The organism is Streptomyces sp. NBC_01275, from assembly GCF_026340655.1.
Classification (GTDB): domain Bacteria; phylum Actinomycetota; class Actinomycetes; order Streptomycetales; family Streptomycetaceae; genus Streptomyces.
In genome coordinates this window covers 3,432,487-3,447,716 of sequence record NZ_JAPEOZ010000001.1, presented here as the reverse complement: position 1 = coordinate 3,447,716, position 15,230 = coordinate 3,432,487, and the positions used below count along the sequence as shown (strand labels likewise).

Below are 15,230 nucleotides of genomic sequence, written 5' to 3'. Positions count from 1 at the left end.
GCTGGTCTCCGTCCCCGAGGGCGGCCAGGCCTGACGGCATACCGCGCCTGCGGTACACGGCCACGGCCACGTACGCCCGTGGGAGGTCGGTGAGTTCGGCCTGCGGTCGACAACTCCACGACAGGTTGACCCCGTACCGTTGAAGCATGGATCTTCGACTGCCCGGGCTGCGAGGCCTACGAGGGCCACGGCGGCCGCGACGGCTCATCGCCGCCGCGGCCGCCGTCGTCGTGCTCGCCGGCGCCGGCACCTGGACGGCCGTCGCCTCCGAGGGGGGCGCTCCCGCGGTGGACCGCACCGACCGGGTCATGGCCGTGGACGGGGTGAAGCTGGACACCTCCTACTTCACCTCCGGCTCCGCCGGCCGCCGCCCCGCCGTCCTGCTCGGGCACGGCTTCGGCGGCAGCAAGGACGACGTACGGCAGCAGGCCGAGGACCTCGCCCGGGACGGGTACGCGGTGCTGACCTGGTCGGCGCGCGGCTTCGGCGAGTCGACGGGGAAGATCGGCCTGAACGACCCCGAGGGCGAGGTCGCCGACGTGTCCAAGCTGATCGACTGGCTCGCCGAGCAGCCCCAGGTGCAGCTGGACAAGACCGGCGACCCGCGCGTGGGCGTCGCCGGTGCGTCGTACGGCGGCGCGATCTCGCTGCTGGCCGCCGGGTACGACGACCGGGTGGACGCCATCGCCCCGTCGATCACCTACTGGAACCTCGCGGACGCCCTGTTCCCCGACGGCGTGTTCAAGAAGCTGTGGACCGGCATCTTCTTCAACACCTCGGGCGGCTGCGCCAAGTTCGAGCCCACGCTGTGCGCGATGTACGAGCGGGTCGCCGAGACCGGGACCCCGGACGCGGCCGCCCGCGCGATGCTCGAAGAGCGCTCCCCGTCCGCCGTCGCCGACCGCATCAAGGTCCCCACCCTCCTCGTCCAGGGCCAGACCGACTCCCTCTTCACCCTCGCCCAGTCCGACGCCGCCGCGAAGGCGATCCGGGCCAACGGCGCGCCCGTCGACGTCGACTGGATCGCGGGCGGCCACGACGGCGGCGACCTGGAGACCAGCCGGATCCAGGCCCGCGTGACGTCCTGGTTCGACCGCTATCTCAAGGACGACAAGAGCGCCGACACCGGTCCCGCCTTCCGTGTCACCCGTACCGGAGGCGTCGACTCCACCGACGGCGCCGCCCAGCTCAGGGGCGCGAGCGCCGCCGCCTACCCGGGCCTGACCGGCGACGACCGCTCCTACGCCCTGACCGGCCGCGAGCAGAGCTTCGCCAACCCGCCCGGCGCCAGCCCGCCCGCCCTCTCCGCCCTGCCCGGCCTCGGCGGCGGAGGCCTCTCCCAGCTCTCCTCCCTCGGCGTCGGCGTCTCCCTCGACTTCCCCGGCCAGTACGCCGCGTTCGAGTCCGCCCCGGTCACCGACGACCTGCGCATCACCGGCTCCCCGACGGTCACCGTCCATGTGAAGTCCACGACCGACGAGGCCGTCCTCTTCGCCAAGGTCTACGACGTCGGCGCCGGCGGCGCCCAGCAGGTGCTGCCCTCCCAACTCGTCGCCCCGATCCGCGTCGAGGGCGCCAAGGCCGGCAAGGACGTGACGATCACCCTCCCGGCGATCGACCACAAGGTCGACGAGGGCCACCGTCTGCGCCTGGTCCTCGCCTCCACCGACCTCGGCTACGCCTCCCCGCTCACCGCGGCGACGTACACCGTCTCGGTGAAGGGCGACCTGTCGGTCCCGACCGCCCCCGGTGTGCAGACCGCGGCCGCCGCGCTGCCGTCCTGGGTGTGGTGGCTGCCCCTCGCGGGCGCGGCCCTCGCCCTGGCCCTGCTGGTCACCGGCCGCCGCCGCACCGCGATGCCCGCCCCCGACCCGGAGCTGGCCGAGGTCCCGCTCCAGATCACCGACCTGAGCAAGAAGTACGCGGGCGGCGACCGCTACAGCGTCCGCGACGTCTCCTTCGGCGTCGACAAGGGCCAGGTCCTCGGCCTGCTCGGCCCCAACGGCGCGGGCAAGACGACCACCCTGCGCATGCTGATGGGCCTCATCAGGCCCGACGGCGGCGAGATCCGCGTCTTCGGCCACGCCATCCGCCCCGGCGCCCCCGTCCTCTCCCGCGTCGGCTCCTTCGTCGAGGGCGCCGGCTTCCTGCCGCACCTGTCCGGCCGGGAGAACCTGGAGCTGTACTGGCAGGCCACCGGCCGCCCGGCGCAGGACGCCCACCTCGAGGAGGCCCTGGAGATCGCCGGCCTCGGCGACGCCCTCGCCCGCGCGGTGCGCACCTACTCCCAGGGCATGCGCCAGCGTCTCGCCATCGCCCAGGCCATGCTCGGCCTGCCCGACCTGCTCATCCTCGACGAGCCGACCAACGGCCTCGACCCGCCGCAGATCCGCGAGATGCGCGAGGTGATGATCCGGTACGCGGCCGCCGGCCGCACGGTGATCGTCTCCAGCCATCTGCTGGCGGAGGTCGAACAGACCTGCACGCACCTCGTCGTCATGGACCGCGGCCGGCTCGTGCAGGCGGGCCCGGTCGCCGAGATCGTCGGCTCCGGCGACACCCTCCTCGTCGGCACCGCCGCCCCCGTGGAGGAGCCGGTCGTCGAGAAGATCGCCGCGCTGCCCGGCGTGGCCTCCGCGGTCCCGGCCGACGAGGGCCTGCTGGTCCGCCTGGACACCGACGGCACCGCCCAGCGGCTGGTCGCCGAACTCGTCCGGCTCGACGTGCCGGTGACGTCGGTCGGACCGCACCGCCGCCTGGAGGACGCCTTCCTCACCCTGATCGGAGGTTCCGCATGAGCACGCTCACCGAGGTCGCCTCCGGCTACCAGGCGGGCCGCACGCTGCCGCTGCGCGTCGAGCTGGCCCGCCAGCTCAAGCGCCGCCGCACGCTCGTCATGGGCGGCATCCTCGCCGCCCTGCCCTTCGTGCTGCTGATCGCCTTCGCCATCGGCGGCCAGCCCGGCGGCCGCAACGACACGGTCACCCTGATGGACACGGCGACCGCCTCCGGCGCCAACTTCGCCGCGGTCAACCTCTTCGTGTCGGCGGGCTTCCTGCTGGTCATCCCGGTCGCCCTGTTCTGCGGGGACACCGTCGCCTCGGAGGCCGGCTGGTCCTCCCTGCGCTATCTCCTCGCCGCGCCCGTGCCCCGCGCCCGGCTGCTGTGGTCCAAGCTCGTCGTCGGGCTCGGCCTCAGCCTGGCCGCGATGGTCCTGTTGCCCGTCGTCGCCCTCGCCGTCGGCTCGGCCGCCTACGGCTGGGGCCCGCTGGAACTCCCCACCGGCGGCGCGCTCGACTCCGGCACGGCGGCGCAGCGCCTCGTGATCGTCGTGGCGTACGTCTTCGTCTCCCAACTCGTCACCGCCGGGCTCGCGTTCTGGCTGTCGACGAAGACCGACGCCCCGCTCGGCGCGGTCGGCGGCGCGGTCGGCCTGACCATCGTCGGCAACGTCCTGGACGCCGTCACCGCCCTCGGCGACTGGCGCGACTTCCTGCCCGCGCACTGGCAGTTCGCCTGGGCCGACGCCGTCCAGCCCACCCCCGAGTGGTCCGGCATGATCCAGGGCACCGCCGTCTCCGTGACCTACGCCCTGGTCCTGTTCGCCCTGGCCTTCCGGGGTTTCGCCCGCAAGGACATCGTGTCGTAGGTCAAGGGAGGGTCACCCACCGGTCACGACAGGCCGCTGCCGTGGCCTCTTCGAGACCCATCCGCAACGCTCCGTAGCGCACGTTCCGGCCCCCTGTCCCGTCACAGTCACAGACGTGGACGTCAACGGACACAGGGGGCACGACAGATGAGGACCTACCGGACACGACGACTGTTCGCTTGCGCGGCGGCCGCCGGACTGCTGCTCACCGGCTGCGGCGCGGGCGGATCGAACGACGGCGGCAGCAGATCGAACGGGGCGGCAGGCGGCAGCGAGGCGTTCCCGGCGCCCAGCGCGCCCCGCGCGGACGAGGACGGCAAGGCCGCCCCCGACCACCTCTCCACCTTCGCCCTCGACGTCGACACCGCCTCCTACGGCTACGCCCGCCGCACCCTCGCCGACGGCGAGCTGCCCGACCCCTCGACCGTCCGCCCCGAGGAGTTCGTCAACAGCTTCCGCCAGGACTACGAACGCCCCGACGGCAACGGCTTCTCGGTCACCGTCGACGGCGCCCGCACCGGCGACGACGACTGGTCCCTGGTCCGCGTCGGCCTGGCCACCCGCACGGCCGACAAGCGGGGCGAACGCCCGCCCGCCGCCCTCACCTTCGTCGTCGACGTCTCCGGTTCGATGGGCGAGCCGGGCCGCCTGGACCTGGCCAAGTCCGCCCTCGGCACGATGACGGACGAACTGCGCGACGACGACTCGGTCGCCCTCGTGACCTTCAGCGGCGAGGCCGAGACCGTCCTGCCGATGACCCGCCTCGGCGACCGCCGAGGCCGCGTCCACGACGCCGTCGACAGCCTGGAGCCCACCGACTCCACCAACCTCGGCGCCGGCGTCGAGACCGGCTACGCCACCGCCGTCGAGGGCCTGCGCAAGGGCGCCACCAACCGGGTCGTCCTGGTCTCCGACGCCCTCGCCAACACCGGCGACACGGACGCCGACTCGATCCTGGAGCGCGTCGCCACCGCCCGCCGCGACCACGGCATCACCCTCTTCGGCGTGGGCGTCGGCAGCGACTACGGCGACGCCCTGATGGAACGCCTCGCCGACAAGGGCGACGGCCACACCGCCTATGTCTCCACCGAGGACGACGCGCGCAAGGTCTTCTCCACCGACCTTCCGCAGAACGTCGACCTGACCGCCCGCGACGCCAAGGCCCAGGTGGCCTTCGACCCCGAGACCGTCGCCGAGTTCCGGCTCATCGGCTACGACGACCGCCGGGTCGCCGACGACGACTTCCGCGACGACCGCGTCGACGGCGGCGAGGTCGGCCCCGGCCACACCGTCACCGCCCTCTACGCCGTCCGCGTCGCACACGGCGCCGACGGCCACCTCGCCACCGCCACCGTCCGCTGGCTCGACCCCGACACCCGCACCCCGCACGAGACCTCCGGCCAGCTGGAGACCGACGCCCTGCACGACTCCCTGTCCGCCGCCCCCGTCCGCTTCCAGGTCACCGCGACCGCCGCCTACTTCGCCGACGCCCTGCGCCACCCGGACGACCCCCTGCCGGACGCCCTCACCCTGGCCGAACTCGCCGACCGAGCCGCCGACTTGGCCCGCAGGACCGAGGACGGCGAAGTGAGCGACCTCGCCCGGGCCGTCGCCGAGGCAAGCCGTCTCGACGTCTAGTGCGACCTCTGGTGCTTGGCGCTACGCGTCAGTAAGTTGCCCGCATGGGCGTACGCAAGGACCTGAAACTGGCGAAGCAGCGCACCGACCTGGCCTCCCGCGTCCAGGCCGAACTGATCAGGGACGACTCGGGCGCAGTCCGTGAGGTCCGCACCCTGCCGCTGGTGGCGCCGCCCGCCGCCGGCAGCATCGCCGACCTTCCCTTCGTCAACGCGGCCGAGGCCCCCGACGCGGTGGTCCTGCGCCGCCGGGGGCCCGACGGCTGGCGCCCGGTCACCGCCGCGGTCTTCGCCGCCGAGGTCACCGCCGTCGCCAAGGGCCTGATCGCGGCCGGCCTCGAACCCGGCGGCCAGGTCGCCGTGATGTCCCGCACCCGCTACGAGTGGACCCTCCTGGACTTCGCGATCTGGGCGGCCGGCGGCCGGACCGTCCCGATCTACGCCACCTCCTCCGCCGACCAGGTCGACTGGATCGTCCGGGACTCGGGCGCGGCCCTGGTCGTCGTCGAGAACACCGAGAACGCCGACACGGTGACGGCCGGCACGGCCGCCCACCCGCACCCCCCGCGCATCCTGGAGCTCGACGCGGACGCCGTCGCCGAACTGACCGCCCTCGGCCGCGACCTCCCCGACGAGGAGGTCGCCAAGCGCCGCACCGCCCTCACCCCCGACACCACCGCCACCATCTGCTACACCTCCGGCACCACCGGCCGCCCCAAGGGCTGCGTCCTCACCCACGCCAACCTGCACGCCGAGGCCGCCAACCTCCTCGAACTGCTCCACCCCGTCTTCAAGGCGGTCACCGGCCGGACCGCCTCGACGCTCCTCTTCCTCCCCCTCGCCCACATCATGGGCCGCACCCTCCAGATCGCCTGTCTGATGGCCCGCATCGAGACCGGCCACTTCCCGAGCGTCAGACCCGACGAACTCCGGCCCGCCCTCAAGGAGTTCCGGCCCACCTTCCTGGTCGGCGTCCCCTACCTCTTCGAGCGCATCCACGGGGCCGGCCGCGCCACCGCCGAGAAGATGGGCCGCGCCGCCTCCTTCGACCGCGCCGAACGCGTCGGGGTGCGCTTCGCGCAGGCGTACCTGAACAGGTTCCTGGACCAGGGCAAGGGCCCCGGCCCCACCCTCTACGCCGCCTGGGCCCTCTACGATCTGCTGGTCTACCGCCGCATCCGCAAGGAACTCGGCGGCCGCCTGCACTACGCCATCAGCGGCGGCTCACCCCTCGACCGCACCCTCAACCTCTTCTTCTATGCGGCCGGCATCATCGTCTACGAGGGCTACGGCCTCACCGAGACCACCGCCGCCGCCACCTTCATGCCCCCGCTGCAACCCCGCCCGGGCACGGTCGGCCGGCCCGTCCCCGGCACCGCGGTCCGCATCGCCGACGACGGCGAGATCCTGATCAAGGGCGGGGTCGTCTTCGGCGCGTACTGGAACAACCCGGCGGCCACCGACGAGGTCCTCACCGGGGACTGGTTCGCCACCGGCGACCTCGGCGCCCTCGACGAGGACGGCTACCTCACCATCACCGGCCGCAAGAAGGACCTCCTGGTCACCTCCGGCGGCAAGAACGTCTCCCCGGCCGTCCTGGAGGACCGGCTGCGCAGCCGCACCCCGGTCGGCCAGTGCATGGTCGTCGGCGACAACCGCCCCTTCATCGCCGCCCTGATCACCCTCGACCCTGAAGCGGTCGCCCACTGGCTCGCCGTACGCGGACTGCCCGCCGACACCCCGCTCTCCGAGGTCGTCGCCGACCCCCGGATGCGGGACGACGTCCAGCGGGCCGTCGACTACGCCAACGAGGCGGTGTCCCGGGCCGAGTCGATCCGGGCCTTCACCCTGGTCGAGGGCGAGTTCAGCGAGGCGGCAGGACTGCTGACGCCCTCCCTGAAGGTCAAACGGCACGCGGTCGCCGCCGCGTACGCCACCGAGATCGAGGCCGTCTACCGCCGCACCTGACGAACGGTCGCCGCACATGACGAACGGCGGGCCACCGGAGAACCGGTGACCCGCCGTCGCGGGGACTAGGGGGCTGCTCAGCCGTTGCCCGCGCCGTTGCCCGACAGGGCCGAGATGTCGTCCAGGATGTGCGACAGCGGCTCGTCGCCCTTGGCCTGGGTGCTGTTCTCGACGCACTGCTGGTTCTGCGGGGAGGACAGGACGTTGACGTCCTGGACGGTGATCGGGACCGCGCCGAGGACGCCGCCCACGTTCGCCTTGAGGGGCAGGCCGATGCACGGCTTGTTCAGCGAGCCCTGGACCAGCGAGAGCTGCGGGCTCATGTCGCCGAACGTGGCCGAGTTGCCGAACTCCGACGAGGCGCCGTTGCCGCTGGCGGAGGTGGTGCCGCTGTCGTCGCCGATGGCCAGCGCCTGGGGCGCGGACATGGCCGCGACACCGGCCACGGTGGCGGCGATGGCCGCGGTTGCCCACAGCTTCTTCATGTTTCTTTCCCTTCGAAAAGCGGACTCCGGGGGAGGAGCTGCATGATCGTCAACGCTCCAGCCCCCGCCGGGGTTGCGGACTTTGCCCCGATTGGCGCAGCGCACCGCCCGCGCCGGACGTGCGCCCCTCTCGCGTCGGCCGTGAGCCACTCGTCCGCACGTGTGAACGCCGGACAGCGGGCCGCCGATGATCCGGCGACCCGCTGGCGGGACGGAGAGACCGCTCAGTGGTTGGCCGCACCGTTGCCGGCGAGCACCGAGATGTCGTCCAGGATGTGCGACAGCGCCTCGTCGCCCTTGGCCTGGGTGCTGTTCTCGACGCACTGCTGGTTCTGCGGGGAGGACAGGACGTTGATGTCCTGGACCGCGATCGGGACAGCGCCGAGGACGGAGCCGGCGTTGATCTTGGCGGGCAGGCCGATGCACGGCTTGTTGAGGGAGCCCTGGATGAGTGCCATCTGGGGGCTCATGTTGCCGAACGTGGCCGAGTTGCCGAACGACTGGCTGGCGCCGTTGCCGCTGGCGGAGGTGGTGCCGCTGTCGTTGCCGATGGCGAGCGCCGGGGCTGCTGCGGCGGCAGAGGCGCCGACGACGGAAGCAGCGACCGCGGCGGTGGCCAGTACCTTCTTGATCACTTGATAAGTCCCTTTCGTGAGAAACCCCGTCCACCGGAGCGGTCTGATCAACCGCTCTCGGGTCGTTTGGTTGCTCCGGTTCACTCCGATGGCCCATTGCTGCGAGTCCGGCCGGGGTGTCGGAAAACCGATCGGGTGAAGAGGCGGAACCAATTCCGGCGCACCGGGTTGAGTCGGTGGCAGGCACGTGGTTCTGGCCCGAAGCCAGGACAGGGAAAGGAATAGCGAAATGCTCAAGAAGGCAATGGCCGTGGCGGCGGTCGCCGCTTCCGTCATGGGTGTATCGGCGGCGGCCGCGCCTCAGGCGCTTGCCATCGGGGACGACGCGGGCACCACCTCCGCCAGCGGCAACGGCGCGCACGAGGCGTTCGGCAACTCGGTGACCAAGGGCGACATGAGCCCCCAGGCCACGCTGGTCCAGAGCTCCCTCAACAAGCTGTGCGTCGGTCTGCCGGTCAAGGCGAACGTGGGCGGAGTCGTCGGCGCGGTCCCGGTCACCGTCCAGGACATCCCGATCCTGTCCTCCCCGCAGAACCAGCAGTGCGCCGAGAACAGCACCCAGGCCAAGGGCGACGAGCCGCTGTCGCACATCCTGGACGACATCTCGGCCCTGTCGGGCAACGGCGTGCAGAACGGCTGACGCGGGCCGGCGCCCACCGGCGTCGACCGACCGGACGGCCCGTCGCTCACGCGCGGGCCGTCCGGCGGTTTCTTCCCCGCCGATGTTCCGCCGGTGTCCCGTCGATGTCCCGCCCGGGTGTTCCCGCTCCGCAGGTGAACCGTTTCTCCTTTATTGGGCCTGACGAGTCAATTATATGAAGGCGTTCGAGTGAATTCACCGACGGCACGCGTTCGTTAGTTTCCTTCGCTGTCTATCTCTCGTTTGCAGCCTGCGGGTCATGGTGCGAGCCGTCCCAGTTCTGCTCGCTCGGTTTCGGCCGTCAACGAGGCATGACCGCAGAGAAAGGGAATGTTCATGAAGAAGAGCGCTGCTGTCGTCACGGGTCTGATCCTGGCCCTCGGTGGGGCCGCGGCCCCGGCCTTCGCCGACGCGGGTGCCAACGGTGCGGCCATCGGTTCCCCCGGTGTCCTCTCGGGCAACGTGGTCCAGATTCCCGTCCACGTGCCGATCAACCTGTGCGGCAACACGGTCAGCGTGATCGGCCTGCTGAACCCGGCGGCCGGCAACGCCTGCGTCAACGGCTGACGACGCGCCACACCAGCCGTAGGGCTGGGTCTAGGCCGGCCTTGGACAGCTTCTGCGCGTTCCAAGGCCGGCTTTTCCCACTTCTTCAAGCAGGAAGACAAGAGATTGCGACAGACCCTGAGCAAGGGAATGGTCGCGGCGGCTGCCGCGACGAGCATTCTGTCCCTGTGCGGCGGCGGCTCCGCTATGGCGGACTCGCAGACGAGCGGGACGGCCGCGGGTTCGCCCGGAGTGCTGTCGGGCAATACCGTCCAGGTTCCGGTGGACGTTCCGGTGAACGCCTGCGGCAACTCGGTCGACGTCGTCGCCGCACTCAACCCGGCGTTCGGCAACTCCTGTGCGAACCAATCGGACACGCACAAGAGCCCCCACCGAACGCCCCACAGCGACGACGACGGCTACGGCGGCTCTGGCGACGGTGGCTCCGGACACGCGCACTCGGGCTACGGAGATTCCGGTTACGGGCACTCGAGCCACGGCGACTCGGGCCACGGCGACTCGGGCCGCGGCGACTCCGGTTACGGGGATTCCGGTTACGGGGACTCCGGTCAGGGAGGCTCCGGCTACGGGGACGACTGCGGCGGGTACGGCGACTCGTGCGGCGGCGGTCACACCACGCCCCCGCCGCACGGTGGCGGTCATACGACCCCGCCTCCGTACGGTGGCGGTCACACGACTCCGCCTCCGCACGGGGGTGGCCACACGACCTCGCCTCCGTACGGTGGCGATCACACCACTCCGCCTCCGCACGGCGGTGGTCACACCACTCCGCCTCCGCACGGGGGCGGTCATACGACCCCGCCTCCGCACGGGGGTGGCCACACGACTCCGCCTCCGCACGGGGGTGGCCACACGACCCCGCCCCCGCACGGCGGCGGTCATACGACGCCTCCGCCGCACGGTGGCGGTCACACCACTCCGCCTCCGTACGGTGGCGATCACACGACGCCCCCTCCGTACGGTGGCGATCACAGCACTCCGCCTCCGTACGGTGGCGATCACAGCACTCCGCCTCCGTACGGTGGCGATCACAGCACTCCGCCCCCGCACGGTGGCGGTCACACCCCGCCGTCCAACGGCGGCGGTCATAACGGCGGCGGTCACACCACTCCGCCCCCGCACGGTGGCGATCACGCTCCGCCGTCCAACGGCGGTGGCCACACCTCGCCGCCGCAGCTGCCGCACACCGGCAGTGACCGCGAGGCCCTGCTGGCCGCCTCGGGGGTCAGCGCCGCGCTCATCGCGGGCGGCGCCGTCCTGTACCGACGAGGCCGATCCGCGTCCCGTCGCTGAACGCACCGCGTTCCTCCGCCGAACGCACCCGGGTGCCGGACGCCTTCGCGTCCGGCACCCGCGCTCGTCCCGTCCCGTTCAGCCCCGTACCGCCTCCGTCGCCCCGTGTCGTCCCGGGGCCGGGATCGCACCGCTGGGGACGCCGGTGTGCAGTCGGCGCCGTACTCCTCGGACGAGGGTTCCCGCGGTGAAGGTCGCGCCGTGGACGAAGCGCATCGACGGGCCGAAGCCGGCCGCCGTGAGCAGACCGGCCAGGAACAGACCGGGGTGGGACGACTCGAAGTCCCGGCCCACCTCGGGCGAGCCGTCGGCCACCGTGGTCAGCGCGCCGCGCAGTTCGCCGGCGAGCAGCCCGAGCCGGTCCCGGGTCGCCTTGAAGCCGGTGGCCGCGATCACGTGCTCGGTCTCGAAGGCGTCCGCCCCCGTCGCCTCGAGCCGCACCCCGCCCGGCACCGCCCGCGCCGACGTCACCTCGTGGTCGAGGCGCACCTCCACGGCGCCCTCCACCCGGTCCCGCACCCACCACGCGCCCGCCGGTCCCAGCGCCGTCGCCGCGATGCGCGCCCGGGTCGGTTCCGCGAGCCTGCGGTAGAGGCCGGGCCGCTCGGAGTAGAACCAGTTGCGCCAGCCGGGGCCCAGGCCGCTGTGCGGGGAGCGGGCCGACTGCCACCAGGGGCGCTCCCAGGGCGGCGGCACGTCGTTCCAGCACAGCCGGTCGGCGCGGGCCAACACCCGGACGCGGGTGTCCTGTTCGGCGAGCAGGGCCGCCGTCTCCAGGGCCGCCTGGCCGCCGCCGATCACGGTGACGTCCTGGCCGCGGAAGCGGTCGAGGTCGCCGTGGTGGCTGCTGTGCGAGACGAGGCCGGGGGAGAGTCCGCGCAGGGCGGCCGGGATCTCGACGAACGGCATGACGCCGACGGCGAGGGCGACGGTCCGGGCCTGCACGGTCTCGCCGTCCTCGGTGACCGCCTCGAAACCGCCGGGCCGGGCGACGATCCGGGTCACCGTGCGCTCGTCCACTTCGGGGACGGCGTTGCGGGCGAACCACAGGCCGTACTCGGCGAACATCTCCACCGGGATCGGCTCCCCGTGCCGGGCCGTCACGCCCTGGGTCGCGCAGTACGCGTCGAGCCGCCAACGGGCCCCGGGGTCGGAGAGGTTGGAGGCCCAGGGCTCGGACTTGAGGAACATGCCGCGGGGCATGTTGTCGCGCCAGGAGGCCATCGGCCGGCCGAAGACGCGCAGGCTCAGCCCCGCGTCCGCGGCATGGGACGCGATGGACAGGCCGTACGGGCCCGCGCCCACCACCAGCAGGTCGTACATCAGCAGCTGCTCGCTTTCTCGTCGTCGGTCGGTTCGGCCACATCGGCCACACCGCTTGCACCAGGCATGCCGGCCACACCGGTCGCTCCCGTCGCATCCGTCACCTCGGCCGGAGACGGGGACGGCGACGGCGACGGCGTCTGGCGGACCACATGGGGTCGGTTCCTGGCCGCACCCGGCGCACCCGGCGCACCCGTCGCTCCGGCCGCGCTGGTGCCGCGCAGCCGGTCGAGCAGTCGGCGGCCGACATGGGTGCACCACAGGCCCCACATCGCCCGCCCGGGAGCGGTGTCGTCACGGGCGTGCCAGGCCAGCTCGCGGCCGCGGGGCGCGCGGCGCAGCGCGGCCAGCGGCGCGTAGTTCTCCACCACGAACGCCCGCCCCGGCAACGCCGCCGGCTCCGGCAGCGGACGGTGCGTCAGATCCAGGTGCTGCGCCCGTACGACGTCCAGCCCGCCCGCGTCGGCGAAGAGCCGGAACTGGGCGCCGGGGCGTGGGTTGAAGTCGAGCAGGTGGTAGTCGCCGGTCGTGGCGCAGCGGCGGAAGTCGAGGTCGAAGATGCCCCGGTAGCCGACTCGGCCGGTGAGCCGCTCGGCCAGCGCCCGCACCTGTGGGTTCTCGGTCCACTCGCCCACCGCCGTCAGACCCGCGCCGCGCGGCCAGGCGCACAGCTTGCGGCCCGGACCGCCGCCGTGGACCACGCCGGAGCGGTCGGCGTACCCGTGGAAGAACCAGTCGAGGTCCGTTCCCGGCGGCAGGAAGGCCTGGAGCAGCAGTCTGCTGCCGGCCTCCTCGGTGCGCAGATACAGTTCGCGCGCCTGCTGCGCGGAGCGCACGACGACCGTGCTGCGCAGCCCTGTTCCGGTCGGCAGCAGCCAGGGACGGCTCCACTTCGCCACCACCGGCATTCCGAGGCGCCAGGCGTCGGAGGCGGCCTGCGCGGCGCTGTCCGGGACCACCGTCAGCGGGTGCGGCACGTCCGCCGCGGCGCACAGCCCGGCCAGCTCCGCCTTGTCGGCGACCCGTTCGGGCACCGCCCCCGGCTGCTGGGGCAGCAGATAGGCGGGCGCCAGCTCCTCGCGCAGCCTGCTCACCGCGACCGCGCCCGCGTCGTCCATCGGGATCAGCACGGCGGGCCGTTCGATGCGGGCGGCCACTCGCAGCAGGACGGCGGCGATGTCGTCGTGGGAGGCGCCGGGCGGCGGCGGGGGATGCAACTGGCGTACGAAACGGGACATGCGTACGGGACTTCCCGTCGAGTCGGCGACGACGTGGACGTCCACGCCGGCTCGGCCGAGCGAGCGCACGGCTCCCAGCGTTCCGTGGTGAAAGGGGTTTTGGTCGATTCGCAGGAGGACGGCGGGGACGCGGGTGTCGAGCAGCGACACGGGCATTTTTCTCAGGGTCCTTCGTTTCAGGTCACCGGTATGGGCGATCAGGACACTCGAAAGCCGTAGCGGCGGTGGCGTAATTCCTTTTCGTGTGACTTTCATATGACAGGGCGTCAGTAAGGCGAATGCCCCAGGCGCTACAGCGCGATCAGCACCGGCAACGCGAACAACGCGAACAACGCGAACAACGCGAACAACGCGAAGAGCGCGAGCAGCACCAGAGTGGAGAAAGGAGCAGGCATGACCCCACAGCAGCGACGCACGCGGTCCTGGCGGCTGGCCGTCGTCGCGGCGGCGGTCGCGGCCTCGGCCGCGCTGGCGTCCGGACCTGGATTCGCCGCGGGCGCGGGGGTGGGGCGGTTCGCCGATCCTCCCGCTCCCGCAGTGGACGCTCCCGCAGTGGACGCCCCCGCGGCGACCGTCCCGGCCGCGACCTCCGCGACCTCCGCGACCCCCGACACCCCTGCGACGCCCGACATCCCCGTCACGCCCGCGCTGCCCACGACCCCGGTCCAGCCGCCGCCGGTGCCCGTGCCCGCGCCCGTGACCGTGACCCCGGTCAAGCCCGTCCCCGCCTTCGGCGCCTACCTCGACTACGGCGCCCGGGGCGTCGCGCGGATCGCGCAGCTCAGCGAGTGGCTGGGCGGTGCGGAGCTGCGGGTCGGCCACACCTACCTGCCGGGCGACCGGTGGCGCAGCATCGAGGGCCCGCCCGGCTTCCTCGACGTGTGGGCGGACTGGCGGCGGGAGAAGGACGACCGGATGCTCGTCCTCAACGTGCCCATGCTGGAGCGCAACGAGGAGGGCGTCTCCGACGCCGACGTGCGCACGCTGCTGCGGCAGGGCGCGGCCGGAGAGTTCGATCACCACTTCAAGGCCCTCGCCGAGCGGCTGGTCCGACTCGAGGTGCCGGACACGGTGATCGTGCTCGGCTGGGAGATGAACGGCACCACGTACACCCACCGCTGCGGGCCGGACCCGGAGGCCTGGAAGACGTACTGGAATCGGATCGTGACGACCATGCGGTCGGTGCCGGGCCAGAAATTCCGGTTCGACTTCACGCCGACCCGCGGCCGGGACGCCGTTCCCTGGACCGAGTGCTACCCGGGCGACGACACGGTCGACATCGTCGGAATGGACTCCTACGACCAGCCGACCGGACTTTCGTTCGATGAACAGGTGAAAGAGCCCTACGGACTTCAGGAACACGTGGACTTCGCCAAATCCCACGGCAAGCCCATCTCCTATCCTGAATGGGGACTCTTCCGCAACGGCGACAACGCCGCATACATGCGGCGCATGCTCACCTGGATGGACGAGCACCAGGCGCTGTACAACACGCTGACCGACTACTGCCCGCACGGCGTGTTCCAGTGCCGGCAGAACCCGCAGTCGACCGCGGTCTACCGCTCGCTCCTGTCCGGCCGCACCGACGAGCCGGCGCCGTCGATCCCGGCGCCCGTGGACCCGACGACTCCGGTGCCCACCGGCCGGCCCACGACGCCCGGCACGCCGGAGCCCCCGGCGAACTGCTCCCCGCTGGAGCTCGGCGACTGGGTCGAGCACTGGCTCGGCGGCAGGCTGTGCGTACGTCTGGACTGGTGGTCGCGCAACCGGTGAGCCGCGGTGCGGTGGCGGCAGG

12 protein-coding genes are annotated in these 15,230 nt (G+C 72.4%); 8 read left to right on the top strand and 4 right to left on the bottom strand.

Annotated elements, in window-relative coordinates; all coding sequences use genetic code 11:
• Positions 1-146: 146 nt before the first annotated feature.
• From OG562_RS15075 to OG562_RS15060, 4 genes are all read left to right on the top strand, one after another.
• Positions 147-2,798 carry an alpha/beta fold hydrolase gene (locus OG562_RS15075; protein ID WP_266397623.1) on the top strand — a complete coding sequence of 884 codons (2,652 nt, stop codon included), beginning with the start codon at positions 147-149 and terminating at the stop codon, positions 2,796-2,798.
• On the top strand, positions 2,795-3,649 hold the full coding sequence (locus OG562_RS15070; protein WP_266397620.1) for an ABC transporter permease: 855 nt from the start codon (positions 2,795-2,797) through the stop codon (positions 3,647-3,649). Before OG562_RS15075 ends, OG562_RS15070 begins: the two co-directional genes overlap by 4 nt.
• Positions 3,650-3,796: 147 nt before the next feature.
• The gene (locus OG562_RS15065) at positions 3,797-5,287 is read left to right on the top strand and encodes a VWA domain-containing protein (RefSeq protein ID WP_266397617.1); all 1,491 of its coding nucleotides are present in this window, start codon (positions 3,797-3,799) and stop codon (positions 5,285-5,287) included.
• 44 nt (positions 5,288-5,331) lie between these two features.
• Positions 5,332-7,254, top strand: a complete 1,923-nt coding sequence (locus tag OG562_RS15060; protein ID WP_266397614.1) for a long-chain fatty acid--CoA ligase — start codon at positions 5,332-5,334, stop codon at positions 7,252-7,254.
• Positions 7,255-7,331: 77 nt separating this feature from the next.
• Here OG562_RS15060 and OG562_RS15055 read toward each other — a convergent pair whose 3' ends face one another.
• Both OG562_RS15055 and OG562_RS15050 read right to left on the bottom strand, forming a co-directional pair.
• Entirely contained in the window at positions 7,332-7,739 is a 408-nt protein-coding gene (locus OG562_RS15055; protein ID WP_266397612.1) for a rodlin, read from the bottom strand.
• A gap of 224 nt (positions 7,740-7,963) precedes the next feature.
• Entirely contained in the window at positions 7,964-8,374 is a 411-nt protein-coding gene (locus OG562_RS15050) for a rodlin (RefSeq protein ID WP_266397608.1), read from the bottom strand.
• Positions 8,375-8,603: 229 nt separating this feature from the next.
• On the opposite strand from OG562_RS15050, the gene OG562_RS15045 reads away from it, so the two are divergent.
• The 3 genes from OG562_RS15045 (at position 8,604) to OG562_RS46000 (ending at position 10,874) form a co-directional block, all read left to right on the top strand.
• Positions 8,604-9,014: a rodlin gene (locus OG562_RS15045; RefSeq protein WP_266397605.1), complete on the top strand. Its 411-nt coding sequence runs from the start codon at positions 8,604-8,606 to the stop codon at positions 9,012-9,014.
• Positions 9,015-9,350: 336 nt separating this feature from the next.
• Positions 9,351-9,581, top strand: coding sequence for a chaplin (locus tag OG562_RS15040; protein WP_266397602.1), 231 nt, complete (start codon positions 9,351-9,353; stop codon positions 9,579-9,581).
• Between the two features lie 129 nt (positions 9,582-9,710).
• Positions 9,711-10,874: a chaplin family protein gene (locus OG562_RS46000; protein WP_323187652.1), complete on the top strand. Its 1,164-nt coding sequence runs from the start codon at positions 9,711-9,713 to the stop codon at positions 10,872-10,874.
• A gap of 78 nt (positions 10,875-10,952) precedes the next feature.
• On the opposite strand, the gene OG562_RS15025 is transcribed toward OG562_RS46000, so the two are convergent.
• Positions 10,953-12,197 carry an NAD(P)-binding domain-containing protein gene (locus OG562_RS15025; protein ID WP_266397599.1) on the bottom strand — a complete coding sequence of 415 codons (1,245 nt, stop codon included), beginning with the start codon at positions 12,195-12,197 and terminating at the stop codon, positions 10,953-10,955.
• Positions 12,197-13,591 (bottom strand): ATP-grasp domain-containing protein, encoded by a 1,395-nt coding sequence (locus tag OG562_RS15020; protein ID WP_266397597.1) that lies wholly within the window; start codon positions 13,589-13,591, stop codon positions 12,197-12,199. The genes OG562_RS15025 and OG562_RS15020 overlap by 1 nt, the downstream gene beginning before the upstream one ends.
• Before the next feature lie 237 nt (positions 13,592-13,828).
• Between OG562_RS15020 and OG562_RS15015 the strand changes: the two genes are divergently transcribed.
• Complete coding sequence (locus tag OG562_RS15015; RefSeq protein ID WP_266397596.1) at positions 13,829-15,208, top strand: glycoside hydrolase family 26 protein; 1,380 nt, start codon at positions 13,829-13,831, stop codon at positions 15,206-15,208.
• The last annotated feature ends 22 nt before the right edge of the window (positions 15,209-15,230 follow it).